This window comes from Burkholderia torrens (genome assembly GCF_984668525.1).
Window position 1 is genome coordinate 2,707,775 of the sequence record NZ_OZ480211.1, and the last position, 19,701, is coordinate 2,727,475.

Genomic DNA, 19,701 nt, shown 5'->3' on the forward strand with positions numbered 1-19,701 from the left:
CGCGCGAAACGCGGCCGGCCGCATCGCGACACACGACGACTCTCATAACCAGCACAGGAGACACACCATGCGGTTGAGCGGCAAGACGGCCATCGTCACAGGCGGCGGCTCGGGTTTCGGCGAAGGCATCGCGAAGACGTATGCGCGCGAAGGCGCGAACGTCGTCGTCAACGACCTGAACGGCGCGGCGGCCGAGCGCGTCGCGAGCGAGATCGCGCTCGCGGGCGGCAAGGCGATCGCGGTGGCCGGCGACGTGTCGAAGCAGGAAGACTGGCATGCGCTGCTGCAGGCCGCGCTCGACGATTTCCACGCGGTGCAGATCGTCGTGAACAACGCGGGCACCACGCACCGCAACAAGCCCGTGCTCGACGTGACGGAAGCCGAGTTCGACCGCGTGTACGCGGTCAACATGAAGAGCCTGTTCTGGTGCGTGCAGACCCTCGTGCCGTACTTCCGTGCACAGGGCGGCGGCGTGTTCGTGAACGTCGCGTCGACGGCCGGCGTGCGGCCGCGCCCGGGCCTCGTCTGGTACAACAGCACGAAGGGCGCGATGATCACCGCGAGCAAGTCGCTCGCGGCCGAGCTCGGCGCCGACCGCATCCGCGTGAACTGCATCAACCCCGTGCTTGGCGAGACGGCGCTGATGACCGAGTTCATGGGCTGCGAGGACACACCGGAAAATCGCAGTCGCTTCCTCGCGACGATCCCGCTCGGCCGCTTCTCGACGCCGCAGGACATCGCGAACGCCGCGCTGTACCTTGCGTCCGACGAAGCCGAATTCATCACCGGCGTCTGCCTCGAAGTCGACGGCGGGCGCTGCATCTAGCTGTAACAGGCGGCACGATTACCCTTCTTGCTTCACACGAAACCGGATCGGACACGCCGCTGCGTCTGCTCCGGCCAACTACAAAGACAGCGGTACATGGGATCCGAGTAACCGCTAAAGCGCTAACTTGGATCGACCGCGAAGCATGGGATCCAAGTAACCGCTAAAGCGCTAACTTGGATCGACAGGAGACAACATGGCAACATCGACGCAATCGCTGCCGGGCTCGTCCGGCGCATTCGAGGAAGCAACCTACCGAAAGGTATCGTGGCGGCTCGTGCCGCTCCTGCTGCTGTGCTACGTGGTCGCGTATCTCGACCGCGTGAACGTCGGGTTCGCGAAGCTGCAGATGGCGAGCGACCTGAACCTGAGCGACACCGTGTACGGGCTCGGCGCCGGGATCTTCTTCTTCGGCTATTTCCTGTTCGAAGTGCCGAGCAACATCATCCTGCACAAGGTCGGCGCGCGCGTGTGGATCGCGCGCATCATGGCGACCTGGGGCGTGATCTCGATCCTGACGATGTTCGTCACGACGCCCGCGATGTTCTACGTGATGCGCTTCCTGCTCGGCGTCGCCGAAGCGGGCTTCTTCCCCGGCGTGATCCTCTACCTCACGTACTGGTATCCCGCGCACCGGCGCGGCCGGATGACGACGTTCTTCATGACAGCCGTCGCGCTGTCCGGCGTGATCGGCGGGCCGATCTCGGGCTTCATCCTGAAGGCGTTCGACGGCGTGAGCGGCTGGCACGGCTGGCAATGGCTGTTCCTGCTCGAAGGCATTCCGTCGGTGCTCGCCGGCGTGCTCGTGTTCTTCACGCTCGACGAGCGGATCGCGAAGGCGACGTGGCTCACCGACGAGGAAAAGGCGCTGCTCACCCGCAACGTCGACGCGGAAGAAGCCACCAAGGAAGACCTGCCGCTCGGCGCGGTGATGTCGAGCCCGCGCGTGTGGCTGATGGCGCTGATCTATTTCTCGTTCGTGATGGGACTCTACGGCGTCGGCTTCTGGCTGCCGACGATCATCAAGGCGACGGGCGTGACCGACACGATCATGATCGGCCTGCTGTCGGCGATTCCGTACGCGGCCGCGGTGGTCGCGATGATCCTGATCGCGCGCAGCGCGGACAAGCGCCGCGAACGCCGCTGGCACCTCGCGATTCCGGCCGCGATCGGCGCGCTCGGGCTCGTGCTGTCGGTGATCTGGGCGCACCAGACCGCACTCGCGATGCTCGGCCTCACGCTCGCGACGATCGGCATCCTGACGACGCTGCCGCTGTTCTGGAGCCTGCCGACCGCATTCCTCGGCGGCACGGCCGCCGCGGCCGGCATCGCGATGATCAATTCGATCGGCAACCTCGCCGGTTTCCTGAGCCCGTACCTGATGGGCTGGCTCAAGCAGGCGACGGGCGCCAACGATGCGGGCATGTACATGCTCGCCGCGTTCCTCGTGCTCGGCGGATTGCTCGCGCTGTCGGTGCCGAAACGGCTGGTCGACAAGTGATGCGCGGCGCATAGCGTCTCACCGGACACGCCGGCCGACCGCCGGCCCCCGGCACGCCCCGGCAACCGGAATCCCTCCGGTCGCCGGGGCGTTTTCCATTCCGGGCAGGCGCGCCCCGGATCGGGCAACTGCCATGCCGGCTGGATGATAACGCCTTATTCGCCAAATTACTCCCCTATATTCCTTTTTATATGGAACAATAAAGAACATCAAGGGAATCATTTGCCGACCATGTTCCACACCGTCGAAGACACCGCCGCGCGCCTGCGCGTTCATCCGAAGACCGTCCTGCGGTTCATTCGCGACGGCAAGCTGCGCGCGACGCGGGTCGGCCGCGCATACCGCATCCTCGACACCGACCTCGCCGCGTTCGCGCCCACGACGCCGGCCGCGCCCGTGCCGCGTGCAGTACGCGTCACCAGCATCGTCGACATTCCGGACGCGTCGCAGTCGCTGCACCAGTACCTGTCGCGGTCGCTGCACGCGATGGCGTCCGGCCGCACGTCGTATGTCGACCCGGTGCGGATCGACGTCACGTTCGATCCCGCATTGAGCCTCGTCAAAGTCATCGTCGCCGCGACGCCGGCCGACACGGCTGCGCTGATGTCGTCGCTCGACATGCTGCTGCAGAAAAGCGGCACATGAGCACGGTCTTCCGGTCGCCGCGCCACGCGCGCGCGATTCGCGCCGCTTACGCGGCTGCGCTGTCGCACTGGCCGGCCGGGTATCGGCGCATCATGGTGCAAACGCGCCACGGGCCGACGCACGTGATCGCCTGCGGGTCCGAACACGCGCCGCCGGTCGTGCTGATCCACGGTGCGCAGACGACGGCGGCAAGCTGGCAGCACCATGCGGCCGAATGGGCGACGCACTTCCGGCTCTACGCGATCGACGTGATCGGCGAAGCCGGACCGAGCGCGCCGTCACGGCCGCCGCTCGCGGGCGACGCGTACGCGCAGTGGCTCGACGACGTGCTGGACGGCCTGCAGCTGTCGCGCGCCGCGTTCGTCGGCATCTCGCTCGGCGCGCGAATGGCGCTCGATTTCGCGCTGCGGCGCCCCGCGCGCGTGACGCGGCTCGCGCTGCTCTGCCCGTCGGGGATCGGCCGGCAGAAGCCGTTTCTGTGGTGGGCGCTGCCGCTGCTGCTGCTCGGCGATGCCGGGCGCGCCTGCGTGCGGCGGCGCGTGCTTGGTCGTCTGCCACCCGCGTCGACGCCGGCCGAACGTGACGCGCTCGCACTGATGCGCGCGGTCGACCGCGGCTTCCGCCCGCGCCTCGAACCGATCCCGGTATTCGACGACGCGACGCTCCGCACGTTGTCCACGCCCGTACTGGCGATCATCGGCGGCCGCGACGTGATGCTCGATTCACGCGACACGCGCGATCGCCTGACGCGCCTCGTGCCGCACGCGCAGGTCCTGTTTCTTCCGGAGCAGTCCCATTTCATCCGCGGGCAGCGCGACAACGTGCGCGCGTTTCTCGCATCGACGGAACCTACCCACATGCACCATCGAATCGTTCAGGCAGCCGGCAGCCGTGTGCTGGTCCGCGATCCTTTCGCCGCCCTCGTGCAGCGGGAAAGCGATGCGCTCGAACTCGTCGCGCTCGCGCACGAGCACGAAGCCGACTGGATCGCGATCCCCGCCGACGCGCTGCACGACGATTTCTACCGGCTCGACAGCGGGCTGGCCGGCACCGTGCTGCAGAAGCTCGTCAACTACGGCGTCCGGCTCGGTGTGGTAGGCGACATCGACCGCTGGCTCGCGCGCAGCGAAGCGCTGCGTGCGCTCGTTCGCGAATCCAACCGCGGGCAGTCGGTCTGGTTCGTTGCGAACGAAGACGACCTGCTGCGCAGGCTCGGCGCATAGCGGACGAAAAAGGACAAAAAAAAGCCCCGAAGGCCGCTGGGCGTTCGGGGCTTTTATGCCGTGCAGTACAGCGCCGCTGTCAGACCACGGTGATCGCAAGCGCGCTTTCGCGGTAGTGCTTCGCGGCCTTGTCGGTTTCGCCGAGATGCTCGAACAGGCGCGCGAGCGCGCGATGCGTGCGCACCTTCAGCGCCTCGTTGTCGGCCAGCTTCAGCGCCGCTTCGAGGAACGACTGCGCCTTGCCCCACAGCTGCTGCTGCTGGCAGAGGCGGCCGAGCGCGAACAGCAGGTCGGCATCGTCCGGATGATCCTTCTTCCACCCTTCCGCCTTCTGGATCAGCGGCAGCGCATCGGCGCCGGCCGTGTCCGGGTAACGGCGCAGCAGACGGGCATCCCAGTTGTGCGCGAGCGCGTCCTCGACGATGCGGCGCGCTTCGTTGCGACGCTCGAGCGGCACGAGCAGGTCGGCCGCGAGATCGGCCAGACGCGGCGACTGGCGCTCGACCGGCGACAGCGACTGCCACACTTCGAGCAACGCGTCCGGGTCGTGCCGGCGTTCGCGCAGCAGGTTCTCTGCAGCCTGCTGGCGCAGCCGCACGGCTGCAGCCGGATGCAGCGCCTCGCGCTTCTCGAGCGCCTTCGCGAGCTTCAGCACCTCGGCCCAGTTCTTCAGTTGCTGCTGCGCGCGCAGCGCGACCTGCTGCGCGTGAATGCGCTTGCCGCCGGCCTGCATGTCGGCCAGCGCGGCGAGCGCGCCGTCGGCATCGCGCGCATCCGCGCGCATGTCGGCCGCCGCGAGCAGCCTCGCATCCTGCCATTCGGGCGCATCGACCTTCGACAGCCAGTCGTCGCGGCGCGTGTACTCGTGCATCCGGTGCGCGGCGGTGGCCGCGACGAGACTCGCGGCGCCCAGGTTCGCATCGACCGTCAGCGCTTCACGCGCGGCCTTCTCCGCGCGCGAGAAGCGGCCTGCGTACAGGTTCGAGATTGCATCGCGCAGCGACGCCTGTGCCTTCTCGTTGCGCGAGCGCGCACGATACGCGGCGACCCGCTGCGGCATGCGCCAGATGTTGCGCACGATGCGCAGCAGCGCGTACAGGACGATGAACAGCACGACGATGGCGATCACGAACAGGTTCAGCGACACGTCGATCCGGTACGGCGGATAGACGAGCAGCACCTGCCCCGCGTCGAAACGGCCGACGGTGGCGAGCGCCGCGGCGATCGCGAACAGGACCGCGAGCCAGACGATTCCTCGAAGCGTCATCGTTACCCCCGGCTCTTGAACTGCTGAACGGCGTTCAGGCTCGTGTTCAGGTTCGGCACCGCAACCGTCAGCGATGCGCCGTCAACCTGCTTGAGCAGATCCTCGACGGTCTGCGTGTCCTTCGACGCCTGATCGAAATACTTCCCGAGCGACGCCTGCGCGGCGTGCAGGTCGGCCTTCATCGCGCTGTCGTTGCGCGCGAGCAGCGACAGCCGCGCGGTGAGCAGGCGCAGCTTCACGTTCTCGCGCACGAAGTAGCCCTGGTCGGGCGACGCGAGCATCGCGTCCGCGTTGTCGATCCGGCGGACCTGCACGAGGCTCTTCAGCTGCTGGCCGAGGCCGGCCGAGAAGTCGTGCCACCACACCTTCCAGCGCGGCTCGCCGGCCACGGCCGACGATGCGGGCTCGGCCGGCGCAGCCTTCGGCTCCGCGTGCGGCACGATCGCCTCGCCGGACAGCGGCAGCGCGTCGATCTTCGCGATCGCGTCGTCGAGCTTGATCGCGAGGCCCGTGAGATCGGCGGCCGGCGCGGCCTTCAGCTTCTCGATGTCCAGCGCGAGCGCCTTGCGCACCGTGACGGCCTGCGCGCTCTGCGACGTCGCGAGACGCGCGTCGGCGTTCTGCAGCGCGATCAGCGCGAGCTGCGTGTTGCCGGTCAGTTGAAGCTGTTGGCTCGCGCTCGACAGCATCTGGTCGACTTCCTCGAGCATCCACGCGTCGCGGTTGCGCGACAGGTCCTGGTATTGCTGCTGCAGCGCCTGCTGCGCGCTCTGCGCGTCGGCGAGCTTGCCGTCGAGCTGCGCGAGCTGCGTGTCGACCTGGTGCGTGCTCGCGAGCGCCTGCTCGGTCTTCATGCGCGTTTCGGCCGCCTGCGCGTCGAGCGCCTTCTGGCGCGTGACGAACGTGCCGTCGAGCCGGTCGATCTTGCGGTTCAGCGCGTAGCCGCCGACACCGGCCGCGCAGCCGAGCACGACGACGACGAACCACAGCACCGCGCTGCCGCCGCGGCGCGCGGGCGGCTCGGGCGCGCGATAAGGGGGACTCGACGGCGGTGCGGATGCAGCGGCCGGCTGGGAAGCGACGCTTTTGGAATCGTTGGTATCTGTCATGCGTTTAGTCACCGGTGCGGCTGTCGCCGGTTGGACGGCCTCGTCGGCCATCGTTCGAAACGCGCGGACGATGCGCTCATCGCCCGCGCCGGTCAGCGTAATCCTATCAAAACCCAATGCGCGAGCGGTCTGCTCGATCCGCGGGTGCGGTGTGACGAGCGGCGCATGCTTCAGCGCGTCGATCTCGGCATCGTTCAGGTGCGCCCGCGCGAGTTCGTGCAGGTTGCGCACGCCTTCCGAGCTCGTGACGAGCCACGCATGCGGCTGGCCGTCGAGCAGCGCGTGCACGCGCTCCCACGCGCCGACGCGCGGTTCCGGCACGACACGCCGGTAGGCGGCGACGAGCGTGACGTCCGCGCCGGCCTCGCGCAGGCGGTCGGCGAGCCATTCGCGCCCGCCGTCGCCGCGCACGATCAGCACGCGCTTGGCCGCCAGCGCCTGCGCGCCGCCGAACGCGGCCTCGATGCACGCGAACAGACTCTCGGAATCGTAATGGGGGACGCTGCCGTCGGCCGGCGCCTGCGGCGCGATCACGCGATGCGCGGGTGCCGCGATGCCGTGACGCTCGAGCGCCGCGACGCTGCCGGGCCCGACCACGCCGACCGGCAGCGCGTTCGGCCAGATCGCGCCGTATTGCGCGAGCGCGCGGTCGATCGCGTTCGGCGACACGAAAATCACCAGCGCGTAGTCGGCAAGCGCCGCGAACGCGGCATCGAGCGGCGCCGGATCGTCGACCGGCGCAATGTCGATCAGCGGAAATTCGAGCACGTCGCAACCGGCATCGGCGAGTTGCGACGCGAGCGCATCGGACTGGCCGTCCGGACGCGTCAGGACAGCGGTGAACGCGCGCGCGCCGCCCGCCATCAGACGTCGCCCTTGCCCGCGGCCTGCGAGCCCGCGAGCAGTGCCTGGACGATGTCGAGCGCGCCTTGCGCCTCGAGCTCGTCGGATACCGCGCGGCCGAGCGCGAGCGCATCGGCGACGGTCATCACGGCGCCGCACTCCTCGGCCGTCAGCACGCGCTTGCCGTCGGTCGTCGACACGCGGCCCGTCAGGTACAGTTCGCCCGCGCGCCACACCGCGTGCGCGGCGAGCGGCACCTCGCAGCTGCCGCCGAGCGCGCGCGACACCATCCGCTCGGCCTCGACCGCGAGCGCGGTCTGCGGGTCGTGCAGCGGCGCGAGCCACGCGGCGACGTCGTCGCGGTGCGCGGCGATCTCGATGCCGAGCGCGCCCTGGCCGGCCGCGGGCGGGCTGGCCTCGACGTCGAGCAGCGTGCGAATGCGCGCTTCGAGGCCGAGGCGTTTCAGGCCGGCGGCCGCGAGGATGATCGCCGCATAGTCGCCGCGGTCGAGCTTCGCGAGACGCGTGTCGAGGTTGCCGCGCAGCGGCAGGACTTCCAGGTGCGGATAGCGCGAACGCAGCATCGCTTCACGGCGCAGGCTTGACGTGCCGACCACCGCACCGGCCGGCAGCGCGTCGAGCGACGCGTAGTCGTTCGACACGAATGCATCGCGCGGGTCTTCACGCTCCATGATCGCGGCGAGCGTGAAGCCGTCGGGCAGCGCCATCGGCACGTCCTTCAGCGAATGCACGGCGAGATCGGCGCGGCCGTCGGCCAGCGCGCCTTCCAGTTCCTTCACGAACAGGCCCTTGCCGCCGACCTTCGACAGCGTGCGATCGAGAATCTGATCGCCGCGGGTCGTCATCCCGAGGATTTTCACGTCACAAGCTGGATATAATTTGCGCAGCGCATCACGCACATGTTCGGCTTGCCACATCGCCAGGCGGCTCTCTCGCGAAGCAATCGTCAACGTCGCGGGCGGCTGTGCCTGTTGCGGCCCGGCCGCAGGGGTCTCGGAATTCATTGCTGGAACATCGAAGGACGGGATTGAAGATCGAACAATGGTAGCACGCACGCCCCGGCCCGCCCGGGCCCGGAGCCTGCGCCCGGCCTGCCCCTGCGCGGGTCGCGGCGCCGATGCGCGGATGTGCCGCACGTAGCTGGTTGCTTGACCGCAGTTCCCGCAGTTTCCGCAGTTCCTTTTGACTCGAGCTTTCCCAAGGAAACCCATCGTGAAGTCTTCCGGATCGGCGCGTACGGCGCGCCGCAATGCTGCCCTGTCCTCCTCCGACGCCTCGACGGACACCGTCGCCACCGCCGCGAACGGCCGTGCGAAAACGGCAACGAAACCGAAAGACCCGATACGTCAGACGAAACCCGCGGCCAAAGCCGCCGGCCCCGCTGTCCGCAAGGCCGCAGCGCCGAAGGCCGGCACGCGCACGCGCGACGACAAGGACGGTCCGCTGTTCGAGGACATCCGCTTCCTCGGCCGCCTGCTCGGCGACGTCGTGCGCGAACAGGAAGGCGATACGGTATTCGACGTCGTCGAGACGATCCGCCAGACCGCGGTCAAGTTCCGCCGCGAGGACGACAGCGAAGCCGCACAGACGCTCGAGAAGAAGCTGCGCAAGCTGACGCCGGAGCAGACGGTGAGCGTCGTGCGCGCGTTCAGCTATTTCTCGCACCTGGCGAACATCGCGGAAGACCGCCACCACAACCGCCGCCGCCGCATCCACGCGCTGGCCGGCTCCGCGTCGCAACCGGGCACGGTCGCGTACGCGCTCGAGCAGCTGAAAACGACCGGCAACGCGTCGAAGCGCCTGCTGCAGCGCTTCTTCGACGACGCGCTGATCGTGCCCGTGCTGACCGCGCACCCGACCGAAGTGCAGCGCAAGAGCATCCTCGACGCGCAGCACGACATCGCGCGCCTGCTTGCCGAGCGCGACCAGGAACTGACCGCGCGCGAGCGCCAGTACAACGAAGCGATGCTGCGCGCGCGCGTGACCGCGCTGTGGCAGACGCGCATGCTGCGCGACTCGCGCCTGACGGTCGGCGACGAGATCGAGAACGCGCTGTCGTACTACCGCGCGACGTTCCTCGACGAACTGCCCGCGCTGTACGGCGACATCGAGGCCGCGCTCGCCGAGCACGGCCTGTCCGCTCGCGTGCCCGCGTTCTTCCAGATGGGCAGCTGGATCGGCGGCGACCGCGACGGCAACCCGAACGTGACCGCGCCGACGCTCGACGAAGCGATCAACCGCCAGGCCGCGGTGATCCTCGAGCACTACCTGGAACAGGTGCACAAGCTCGGCGCCGAGCTGTCGGTATCGAACCTGCTCGTCGGCGCGAACGACGCCGTGAAGGCGCTCGCGGCCGCCTCGCCCGACCAGTCGCCGCACCGCGTCGACGAACCGTATCGCCGTGCGCTGATCGGCATCTACACGCGGCTCGCCGCGAGCGCGCGCGTGCGCGTCGGCGAAGGCACGGTGCCCGTGCGCAGCGCGGGCCGCGGCGCCCCGCCCGTGCGCGCGATCCCGTATCCGGATTCCGAAGCGTTCGTCGCCGACCTGAAGGTGCTGACCGCGTCGCTCGACGAGCACCACGGCACGTCGCTCGCCGCGCCGCGCCTCGCGCCGCTCGTGCGCGCGGCCGAAGTGTTCGGCTTCCATCTCGCGAGCATCGACCTGCGCCAGAGCTCCGACATCCACGAAGCGGTGGTCGCCGAGCTGTTCGCGCGCGCGGGCGTCGAAGCCGACTACGCGGCGCTCGCCGAGGAAGACAAGCTGCGCGTGCTGCTGGCCGCGCTGGCCGACCCGCGTCCGCTGCGCTCGCCGTACTTCGAATACTCGGCGCTCGCGCAGAGCGAGCTCGGCGTGTTCGAGAAGGCGCGCGAAGTCCGTGCGCAATTCGGCGCGCGCGCGGTGCGCAACTACATCATTTCGCATACGGAAACCGTCAGCGACCTCGTCGAAGTCCTGCTGCTGCAGAAAGAGACGGGCCTGCTCGAAGGCACGCTCGGCGTGCCGGGCGGCGACGCGCGCAACAGCCTGATGGTGATCCCGCTGTTCGAGACGATTCCCGACCTGCGCGACGCCGCGCGCATCATGCGCGAATATTTCGCACTGCCGGGCATCGACGCGCTGATCGCGCACCAGGGCGCCGAGCAGGAAGTGATGCTCGGCTACTCGGACAGCAACAAGGACGGCGGCTTCCTCACGTCGAACTGGGAGCTGTATCGCGCGGAACTCGCGCTCGTCGACCTGTTCCGCGACCGCAAGATCACGCTGCGGCTGTTCCACGGCCGTGGCGGCACGGTCGGCCGCGGCGGCGGCCCGACCTACCAGGCGATCCTGTCGCAGCCGCCGGGCACCGTGAACGGCCAGATCCGCCTGACCGAACAGGGCGAGGTGATCGCGAGCAAGTTCGCGAACCCCGAGATCGGCCGGCGCAACCTCGAGACGGTCGTCGCCGCGACGCTCGAGGCCTCGCTGCTGCCGCAGTCGAACGCGCCGGCGCAGCTGCCCGCGTTCGAAGCCGCGATGCAGACGCTGTCCGACTCGGCGATGGCCGCGTACCGCGCGCTCGTCTACGAAACCCCGGGCTTCACCGACTACTTCTTCTCGTCGACGCCGATCACCGAGATCGCCGAGCTGAACATCGGCAGCCGCCCTGCGTCGCGCAAGCTGCAGGATCCGAAGCAGCGCAAGATCGAGGACCTGCGCGCGATTCCGTGGGGCTTCTCGTGGGGCCAGTGCCGGCTGCTGCTGACGGGCTGGTACGGCTTCGGCAGCGCGGTGAGCGCGTATCTCGACAGCGCGCAGGACGACGCCGAGCGCACGAAGCGCGTCGCGCTGCTGAAGAAGATGAACAAGACCTGGCCGTTCTTCTCGAACCTGATGTCGAACATGGACATGGTGCTCGCGAAGACCGATCTCGCGGTCGCGTCGCGCTACGCACAGCTCGTGTCGGACCGCAAGCTGCGCAAGCACGTGTTCGAGCGGATCGTCGCAGAATGGGAGCGCACGTCGCAGGCGCTCGCGGAAATCACCGGGCACGAAGGCCGCCTCGCGACCAACCCGCTGCTCGCGCGCTCGATCAAGAACCGCTTCCCGTATCTCGATCCGCTGAACCATCTGCAGGTCGAGCTGATCAAGCGTCACCGCGCGGGCGACACGAACGCGCGCCTGCGTCGCGGGATTCACCTGACGATCAACGGGATCGCGGCCGGCCTGCGCAACACGGGCTGATCCGCGTGCGGCGCGCACGCGTTGCGCGCCGGCCTGCATCGTGAAAGCCGCGAGACGCGATCATGCGTATCGCGGCTTTTTTCATGCCCCGGCGCGCCGCCCGTCAATGCGCGTCGATCAGCAGCCCGTCGTGCTCGAACGAACCGTCAGGCTGCACCGCGTAGTAGGCGCGCACTTCGTCGGGGGCATGCGCCCACAGCGCGCGAATGCCCGTCACGCTGTCGGCCGGCGTGCGGATCCGCGCGACCCACGTGTCGAAATCGATCGGCAGCCGCCAGCGGCTGTGCACCTGCGCGTCGAAGCCGGCCTCGCGGAACATTGCGAGCCATTCGTCGGCACGGTAGTCGCGCACGTGCGACGCGTCGCGCAGCACCTCCGCGGCCTGCAGGTACGTGTCGAGGAGCGGATGGTCGTTGCCGGCGATGTCGATCATCAGCACGCGGCCGCCCGGCTTCAGCACGCGGCGCACCTCGGCGAGCGCCGCGCGCATGTCGTGCCAGTGATGCGCGCTCATGCGGCTCACGACCCAGTCGAACGTCGCCGTGTCGAACGGCAGCCGCTCGGCCGGCCCCTGCTGCGTGCGGATGTTCGCGAGCCCGCGCTCGCGCGCGGCTGCGTCGACGGTCGCGAGCATCGGCGCGGCGAGATCGTAGGCGACCACGGCGCGCACGTGCGGCGCGACCGCGAAGCTCGCGTGGCCGGCGCCGCAACCGAGATCGAGCACCGTCGCATCGGGCGTCGCGCTCACTGCGTCGGCGAGCGCCTGCAGGTCGGCGCCCGTCGCATGGACCGTGCTCGTCAGATAGGCGGCGGCCGTCGTGCCGAATGCGTCGGCGACCTGGTCGTGGTGTTTCATCGTTCGCTCCTTTCCTTGATGCAGCGGCCGGCGTGAGCGCTTCGGCGCGCGTTCCGGCCCCGTGCAACGGGTTGTGTGGGACGCCCGCTGCCCTGCCAGCGCGCGAGACGCTACAATAGGCCCGCGCCTGTACCAGTACAAGTTAAGCAGTTATTCTGGTATTCGATCCACCTGTCTGAACCTTGCCGCGTCCCCGCGGCCCTTTCGCCGTTTCCGCATGAACCAGCCGTCCTCCGTCTCCGTCCCGCCGCTCGACGCCACGCCCGCCCGCGCGCTCGGCGAATTCATCCGCGCCCACCGCGAGCGGCTGTCGCCGCAGGCCGTCGGCCTGCCGCCCGGCCCGCGCCGCCGCACGCCGGGGCTGCGGCGCGAGGAAGTCGCGCAGCTGTGCGGCGTCAGCCCGACCTGGTACACGTGGATCGAACAGGGCCGCCCGGTGTCGGCGTCGGCCGACGCGCTCGCGCGCATTGCCGTCGCGCTGCAGCTGTCGAAGGCCGAGCGCGCGTACCTGTTCGAGCTGGCCGCGCAGCGCGACCCGGCCGAACCCGACGTCGCCGGCGGCGACCTGCCGCCGACGCTCGCCGCGACCGTCGCGGCAATCGCGACCCCGGCGTACGTGCTCGACCGGCAATGGAACGCGCTCGCGTGGAACGCGCCGGCCGCCGCGCTCTTTTCCGGCTGGCTCGACGGCGAGCACGACCGCAACCTGCTGCGCTTCACGTTCATGTCGCCGGCCGCGCGCACGCTGATCGTCGACTGGGAAACCCGCGCCCGGCGGCTCGCGGCCGAATTCCGCGCCGATTCGATCCGCCACCTGGCCGACGCGCCAACGCGCGCGCTGATCGACGCGCTGACCGCCGGCAGCGACGCGTTCGCGCAGTACTGGGCGTCGCAGGACGTGTTCGAACGCGAAGGCGGGTTGCGCGAATTCGACCATCCGGCCGACGGCCGCCTCGTGTACCAGCAGATCACGCTGAAGCCCGCGCACCGCGAGGACCTGAAGCTCGTCGTGCTGGTGCGCGACTGAGCGGGCCGACCCGTGCGGGCCACGGCCGGCAGGCCCGCGAATGCTAGAATTGCAGGATTCCCTCGGCGGCGCACGCCGCCCAACTCCCCTTCGAAGAATCGCCATGACGTCCCAACTGCACAAAAAGGGCGAGGCCTGGTCGGCCCGCTTCTCGGAACCGATGTCGGAACTGGTCAAGCGCTACACGTCGTCGGTGTTTTTCGACAAGCGCCTCGCGCTCGTCGACATCGCCGGCTCGCTCGCGCACGCGAACATGCTCGCCGCGCAGAAGATCATCAGCGCCGACGACCTGGCCGCGATCGAACGCGGGATGGCGCAGATCAAGGGCGAAATCGAGCGCGGCGAATTCGAATGGCAGCTCGACCTGGAAGACGTCCACCTGAACATCGAGGCGCGCCTGACCGCGCTGATCGGCGATGCCGGCAAGCGCCTGCACACGGGCCGCTCGCGCAACGACCAGGTCGCGACCGACATCCGCCTGTGGCTGCGCGGCGAGATCGACCGCATCGGCGGCCTGCTGAACGACCTGCGCGGCGCGCTGCTCGACCTCGCGGAACAGAACGCCGACACGATCATGCCGGGCTTCACGCACCTGCAGGTCGCGCAACCCGTGACGTTCGGCCATCACCTGCTCGCGTACGTCGAGATGTTCACGCGCGACGCGGAACGCATGCGCGACTGCCGCACGCGCGTGAACCGCCTGCCGCTCGGCGCGGCCGCGCTCGCGGGCACGAGCTACCCGATCGACCGTCATGCAGTGGCGAAGACGCTCGGCTTCGACGGCATCTGCGCGAACTCGCTCGATGCCGTGTCCGATCGTGATTTCGCGATCGAATTCACGGCGGCATCCGCGCTGGTGATGACGCACGTGTCGCGCTTCTCCGAAGAACTCGTGCTGTGGATGAGCCCGCGCGTCGGTTTCATCGACATCGCCGACCGCTTCTGCACCGGCAGCTCGATCATGCCGCAGAAGAAGAACCCGGACGTGCCCGAGCTCGCGCGCGGCAAGACGGGCCGCGTGAACGGCCACCTGATGGCGCTGCTGACGCTGATGAAGGGCCAGCCGCTCGCGTACAACAAGGACAACCAGGAAGACAAGGAGCCGCTGTTCGACACGGTCGACACCGTTGCCGACACGCTGCGGATCTTCGCCGAGATGGTCGCGGGCATCACCGTGAAGCCGGACGCGATGCGCGCGGCCGCGCTGCAGGGCTTCTCGACCGCCACCGACCTCGCCGACTACCTGGTCAAGCGCGGCCTGCCGTTCCGCGATGCGCACGAAGCCGTCGCGCACGCGGTGAAGATCTGCGACGACCGCGGCATCGATCTCGCCGACCTGACGCTCGACGAAATGAAGCAGGAACTGCCGAACGTCGCGCAGCTGATCGGCGACGACGTGTTCGGCTACCTGACGCTCGAGGGTTCGGTCGCCAGCCGCAACCACCCGGGCGGCACCGCGCCCGACCAGGTGCGCGCGGCCGTCAAGGCAGCCCGCGCCGCACTGGGCGAGTAACAGCCTGCTGTCATGGACGGACGCCTTCGGCGTCCGTTTTTCATTCGGGCGGCCGTTGCGCCGCCGATCGCCTGCCCTGCTTCCCGGATGCCGCCGATGACCTTCTCCGCCGCGCTCTTCGACATGGACGGCCTGCTCGTCGATTCCGAGCGGACCATCATGAACACGTGGATCGACGTGTCGAACGCGCACGGAGTCGCGCTGACCGTCACCGACTACCTGCAGATCGTCGGCCGCTCGTTCGCCGAAGGTCAGGTCATCCTGGCGCGGCTGATCGGCCATCCCGATACGTTCGACGCGGTGCGCACCCGCGTGCGCGAACAGCTCGCGGCGCCTGAACCGCATCCGAAGTTTCCGCTGAAACCCGGCGCGTTCGCGCTGCTCGAAGCGCTCGCGCAGGCCGGCATTCCGTGCGCGGTCGCGTCGTCGTCCGCGGGCGACGTGATCCGCGCGCAGCTCGATGCGGTCGGCGTGCTGCCGTTCTTCCGCGCGATCGCGGGCGGCGACGAAGTCGCGCGCGGCAAGCCCGACCCGGCCGTCTACCGGCTCGCGGCCGAACGCCTCGGCGTGCCGGCGCAGCGGTGCGTGGCATTCGAGGACAGCGACTTCGGCGCGCAGTCGGCCGCCGGCGCCGGCGCATCGGTCGTCACCGTGCCCGACCTGAAGGCGCCGACACCCGAAATCATCGCGCTGAGCCTGCACGTGCTTGCGTCGCTCGACGAGGCGGTCGCGCTCGTGCCGTCGTGGTTCGGCCTGCAGCACACGTCGCAGCATAGGTAGGCGCCAGCACACGCCGCGCAATGCAAAACGGGCACCGCTGGGTGCCCGTTTCGTTGTATCGCCGCACGATCGCAGCCGTCGACGGCCGTTACTTGTTGCCGGCCGTCTCCGACAGCCGCTTCATCGTCGCGATGCGCGCGCCGATCAGGTCGACGCGCCCGTCCTCGCCGACGAGCGGCGCCGTCGCATCGCGGAACCCGACCCACGCGCGCTGCGCGCGCACGAGCGTCGCGGCCGAATGTGCCGGCATCTTGCGGCGCAGCTTCTGGTAATAGCGGTTCAGGTCGAACAGCGCGTGCTCGCACGCGGCGTCCTGTTCGCACGGCCGCACGCGGCGCACGGCCGGATCGCGCGGCGCGTTCGCCGCCGGCCTGGCATTCGGCGTGGCCGCCATCTGGGCCGTGCTCGTGCCGCTCTGCGCCCCGCTCACGGCCGCGACCGGGGCCGCCGCGGGCGGCGGCGCATAGCGATCCGCCGCGCCGCGCAGCGCCAGCGCGCGATCGCGCACGGGCTGCAGCTGAAGGTCAGCGCTCGACATCGCATACGACGTGCCGCGCGTCGTGTCGTACACGGCCTTCAGCAGCAGCACTTCGTCCTTGCGCCACGTGAGCCAATGGCGCTGGCTGTCCTGCCAGCCGCGCTTCGCATCGGCCGGCGCATCCTTCAACAGGCGCTGGTACGCGCCGTCCATCACTGCCTGCCACTGCTGCTGCGCTTCGCCCATGCACTGGATCTGGCCGGCCGGCGACGACCGGTCGCGCCGCGCGAGGCATTGCCGCATCGCGACGTCGATCGGGTCGGCCGCCGCGACTTCCGCGTGCGCGACGCCCGACCCTGCCAGCCCCGCCGCGCCTGCCGCCCAGACGACGAGCGCGGCCAGCGCCGCGCGCATCGCCCGGATTCGTCCGTGCGTCGCCATCAGTCGCGCACGCAGTCGACGAAGTACTCGACGCGGCCGTTCACCTCTTCCGCGACGAGGCCGTGGATGTCGGTGTGGAAGCCCGGGAAACGCTCGTTGAAGTCGCGCGCGAACCGCAGGTAGTTCACGATCGTCTTGTTGAAGCGCTCGCCCGGGATCAGCAGCGGGATGCCCGGCGGGTACGGCGTCAGCAGGATGCTCGTCACGCGGCCTTCGAGCTCGTCGAGCGGCACGCGGTCGATCTTGCGGTGCGCGAGCTTCGCGAACGCGTCCGACGGCTTCATCGCCGGCTCCATGTCCGACAGGTACATCTCCGTCGTCAGGCGCGCGATGTCGTTCGCGCGGTACACGTCGTGGATCTGCGTGCACAGGTCGCGCAGGCCGACGCGCTCGTAGCGCGGATGCTGCGCGACGAATTCCGGCAGCACGCGCCACAGCGGCTGGTTGTTGTCGTAGTCGTCCTTGAACTGCTGCAGCTCGGTCACCATCGAGTTCCAGCGGCCCTTCGTGATGCCGATCGTGAACATGATGAAGAACGAGTACAGGCCGGTCTTCTCGACGATGATCCCGTGCTCGGCCAGGTACTTCGTGACGATCGCGGCCGGAATGCCCGTCTCGCCGAACTCGCCGTCGACGTCGAGCCCCGGCGTGATGATCGTCGCCTTGATCGGGTCGAGCATGTTGAAGCCTTCCGCGAGCGGGCCGAAGCCGTGCCAGTGGTCGTTCGGCTTCAGCATCCAGTCTTCGCGCGAACCGATGCCTTCCTCGGACAGGCTGTCCGGGCCCCATACGCTGAAGAACCAGTCGTCGCCGTATTCGGCGTCGACCTTGCGCATCGCGCGGCGGAAATCGATCGCCTCGGCGATCGATTCCTCGACAAGCGCGGTGCCGCCCGGCGGCTCCATCATCGCGGCCGCGACGTCGCACGACGCGATGATCGCGTACTGCGGGCTCGTCGACGTGTGCATCAGGTACGCCTCGTTGAAGCGGTGCTTGTCGAACGTTCGGTTCTCCGAATCCTGCACGACGATCTGCGATGCCTGCGAGATGCCGGCGAGCAGCTTGTGCGTCGAGTGCGTCGCGAACACGAGCGCGCCCGTGCGCGGACGGCCGTCGCCGATCGCGTGCATGTCGCGGTAGAAATCGTGGAACGTCGCGTGCGGCAGCCACGCTTCGTCGAAGTGCAGCGTGTCGAGCAGGTCGCCGAGCAGGTCCTTGATCATCTCGACGTTGTAGACGACGCCGTCGTACGTGCTCTGCGTGATCGTCAGGATCCGCGGCTTCATGTCCGGGTTCGCGCGCATCGCTTCGCGCGCGAACGGGTTCGCCTCGATCTTCTTGCGGATGTTCTCCGGCTTGAATTCGTCGCGCGGGATCGGCCCGATGATGCCGAAGTGGTTGCGCGTCGGCGTCAGGAACACGGGGATCGCGCCCGTCATCGTGATCGCGTGCAGGATCGACTTGTGGCAGTTACGGTCGACCAGCACGATGTCGCCCGGCGCGACGGTCGCGTGCCAGACGATCTTGTTCGACGTCGACGTGCCGTTGGTCACGAAGAACAGGTGGTCGGCGCTGAAGATGCGCGCCGCATTGCGCTCGGATGCCGCGACCGGGCCCGTGTGGTCGAGCAGCTGGCCGAGTTCGTCCACCGCGTTGCAGACGTCCGCGCGCAGCATGTTCTCGCCGAAGAACTGGTGGAACATCTGGCCGAGCGGGTTCTTCAGGAACGCGACGCCGCCCGAGTGGCCCGGGCAGTGCCACGAATACGAGCCTTCGTCCGCGTACTTGACGAGTTCCTTGAAGAACGGCGGCGCGAGCGAGTCGAGATAGACCTTCGCTTCACGGATGATGTGGCGCGCGACGAACTCCGGCGTGTCCTCGAACATGTGGATGAAGCCGTGCAGTTCGCGCAGGATGTCGTTCGGCAGATGGCGCGACGTGCGCGTTTCGCCGTACAGGAAGATCGGGATGTCGGCGTTGCGGCGGCGCACTTCGGTGACGAACGCGCGCAGCTCGATGATCGCGGTCGCGAGCTCGGGCAGTTCGCCGTCCTGGCCGGTCTCGCCGAGCATGAGTTCGTCGTCGTCGATCGACAGGATGAAGCACGACGCGCGGCTCGACTGCTGCGCGAACGACGTCAGATCGCCGTAGCTCGTCAGGCCGAGGACTTCGACGCCCTCCTTCTCGATCGCTTCGGCCAACGCCCGGATGCCGGAGCCCGAGATGTTCTCGGAGCGGAAATCTTCGTCGATGATGACGACGGGGAAACGAAACTTCATGGGCGATTCTCCAAAAAGAACGACCGCGGCGCGTCACGCGCAGCGGTCACCCGGAAACTGGTGAGACGTTATGCAACCAGATCAGGTTTTCGGCAGCGTGACACCACGCTGCCCCTGATACTTGCCGCCGCGATCGGCGTACGACACGTCGCACACTTCGTCGCTCTCGAAGAAGAGCACCTGCGCGACGCCTTCGTTCGCGTAGATCTTCGCGGGCAGCGGCGTGGTGTTCGAGAATTCCAGCGTGACGTAGCCTTCCCACTCGGGTTCGAACGGCGTCACGTTGACGATGATCCCGCAGCGCGCATAGGTCGACTTGCCGAGGCAGACCGTCAGCACGGTGCGCGGGATGCGGAAATATTCGACGGTGCGGGCCAGCGCGAACGAATTCGGCGGGATGATGCACACGTCGCCCTTGAAATCGACAAACGAACCTTCGTCGAAGTTCTTCGGATCGACGATCGTCGAGTTGATGTTCGTGAAGATCTTGAATTCGTCCGCGCAGCGGATGTCGTAGCCGTAGCTCGACGTGCCGTAGCTGACGATCCGGCGGCCGTCCTCGGACGCGCGAACCTGATCGGGCACGAACGGCTCGATCATCTTGTGCTCTTCGGCCATGCGCCGAATCCATTTGTCGGACTTGATACTCATATCGGGGCGCCAGG

15 protein-coding genes are annotated in these 19,701 nt (G+C 68.5%); 8 read left to right on the forward strand and 7 right to left on the reverse strand.

The annotated features are described in order from the left end of the window. Nucleotides 1–67: 67 nt before the first annotated feature. The 4 genes from AC5LXX_RS12515 (at nt 68) to AC5LXX_RS12530 (ending at nt 4,195) form a co-directional block, all read left to right on the forward strand. Nucleotides 68–826 (forward strand): SDR family oxidoreductase, encoded by a 759-nt coding sequence (locus tag AC5LXX_RS12515; RefSeq protein ID WP_322082871.1) that lies wholly within the window; start codon nt 68–70, stop codon nt 824–826. Between the two features lie 196 nt (nt 827–1,022). After that, a complete protein-coding gene (locus AC5LXX_RS12520; RefSeq protein WP_493409651.1) occupies nt 1,023–2,327 on the forward strand; it encodes an MFS transporter in 1,305 nt (434 codons plus the stop codon). Between the two features lie 231 nt (nt 2,328–2,558). Further along, the gene (locus AC5LXX_RS12525) at nt 2,559–2,972 is read left to right on the forward strand and encodes a helix-turn-helix domain-containing protein (RefSeq protein ID WP_493409652.1); all 414 of its coding nucleotides are present in this window, start codon (nt 2,559–2,561) and stop codon (nt 2,970–2,972) included. Next, on the forward strand, nt 2,969–4,195 hold the full coding sequence (locus AC5LXX_RS12530) for an alpha/beta fold hydrolase (RefSeq protein ID WP_493409653.1): 1,227 nt from the start codon (nt 2,969–2,971) through the stop codon (nt 4,193–4,195). The genes AC5LXX_RS12525 and AC5LXX_RS12530 overlap by 4 nt, the downstream gene beginning before the upstream one ends. Before the next feature lie 79 nt (nt 4,196–4,274). On the opposite strand, the gene AC5LXX_RS12535 is transcribed toward AC5LXX_RS12530, so the two are convergent. From AC5LXX_RS12535 to hemC, 3 genes are read right to left on the reverse strand one after another with little or no spacing between them, the layout of a single operon-like run. Continuing rightward, the gene (locus AC5LXX_RS12535) at nt 4,275–5,462 is read right to left on the reverse strand and encodes a heme biosynthesis protein HemY (protein ID WP_493409654.1); all 1,188 of its coding nucleotides are present in this window, start codon (nt 5,460–5,462) and stop codon (nt 4,275–4,277) included. A gap of 2 nt (nt 5,463–5,464) precedes the next feature. Continuing rightward, nucleotides 5,465–7,435, reverse strand: a complete 1,971-nt coding sequence (hemDX, locus tag AC5LXX_RS12540) for a fused uroporphyrinogen-III synthase HemD/membrane protein HemX (protein WP_493409655.1) — start codon at nt 7,433–7,435, stop codon at nt 5,465–5,467. Then, entirely contained in the window at nt 7,435–8,439 is a 1,005-nt protein-coding gene (gene hemC, locus AC5LXX_RS12545) for a hydroxymethylbilane synthase (protein ID WP_493409656.1), read from the reverse strand. The genes hemDX and hemC overlap by 1 nt, the downstream gene beginning before the upstream one ends. A gap of 208 nt (nt 8,440–8,647) precedes the next feature. Between hemC and ppc the strand changes: the two genes are divergently transcribed. Further along, a complete protein-coding gene (ppc, locus tag AC5LXX_RS12550) occupies nt 8,648–11,662 on the forward strand; it encodes a phosphoenolpyruvate carboxylase (protein ID WP_493409657.1) in 3,015 nt (1,004 codons plus the stop codon). Between the two features lie 103 nt (nt 11,663–11,765). Here the strand turns inward: ppc and AC5LXX_RS12555 are convergent, their stop codons facing one another. Then, on the reverse strand, nt 11,766–12,518 hold the full coding sequence (locus AC5LXX_RS12555) for a class I SAM-dependent methyltransferase (RefSeq protein WP_124452822.1): 753 nt from the start codon (nt 12,516–12,518) through the stop codon (nt 11,766–11,768). Nucleotides 12,519–12,735: 217 nt separating this feature from the next. On the opposite strand from AC5LXX_RS12555, the gene AC5LXX_RS12560 reads away from it, so the two are divergent. From AC5LXX_RS12560 to AC5LXX_RS12570, 3 genes are all read left to right on the forward strand, one after another. Further along, nucleotides 12,736–13,545: a helix-turn-helix transcriptional regulator gene (locus AC5LXX_RS12560; RefSeq protein WP_493401342.1), complete on the forward strand. Its 810-nt coding sequence runs from the start codon at nt 12,736–12,738 to the stop codon at nt 13,543–13,545. 103 nt (nt 13,546–13,648) lie between these two features. Continuing rightward, nucleotides 13,649–15,058 carry an argininosuccinate lyase gene (gene argH / locus AC5LXX_RS12565; RefSeq protein WP_493409658.1) on the forward strand — a complete coding sequence of 470 codons (1,410 nt, stop codon included), beginning with the start codon at nt 13,649–13,651 and terminating at the stop codon, nt 15,056–15,058. Between the two features lie 96 nt (nt 15,059–15,154). Further along, nucleotides 15,155–15,838: an HAD family hydrolase gene (locus AC5LXX_RS12570; protein WP_493409659.1), complete on the forward strand. Its 684-nt coding sequence runs from the start codon at nt 15,155–15,157 to the stop codon at nt 15,836–15,838. Between the two features lie 88 nt (nt 15,839–15,926). Here the strand turns inward: AC5LXX_RS12570 and AC5LXX_RS12575 are convergent, their stop codons facing one another. The 3 genes from AC5LXX_RS12575 to dcd all read right to left on the reverse strand — a co-directional run bounded on the left by AC5LXX_RS12575 (nt 15,927) and on the right by dcd (nt 19,687). Further along, complete coding sequence (locus AC5LXX_RS12575) at nt 15,927–16,757, reverse strand: lysozyme inhibitor LprI family protein (RefSeq protein ID WP_493409660.1); 831 nt, start codon at nt 16,755–16,757, stop codon at nt 15,927–15,929. Next, nucleotides 16,757–19,036, reverse strand: a complete 2,280-nt coding sequence (locus AC5LXX_RS12580; RefSeq protein ID WP_124452811.1) for an arginine/lysine/ornithine decarboxylase — start codon at nt 19,034–19,036, stop codon at nt 16,757–16,759. Before AC5LXX_RS12580 ends, AC5LXX_RS12575 begins: the two co-directional genes overlap by 1 nt. An 81-nt stretch (nt 19,037–19,117) precedes the next feature. After that, on the reverse strand, nt 19,118–19,687 hold the full coding sequence (gene dcd, locus AC5LXX_RS12585; protein ID WP_006398615.1) for a dCTP deaminase: 570 nt from the start codon (nt 19,685–19,687) through the stop codon (nt 19,118–19,120). Nucleotides 19,688–19,701: the final 14 nt, after the last annotated feature.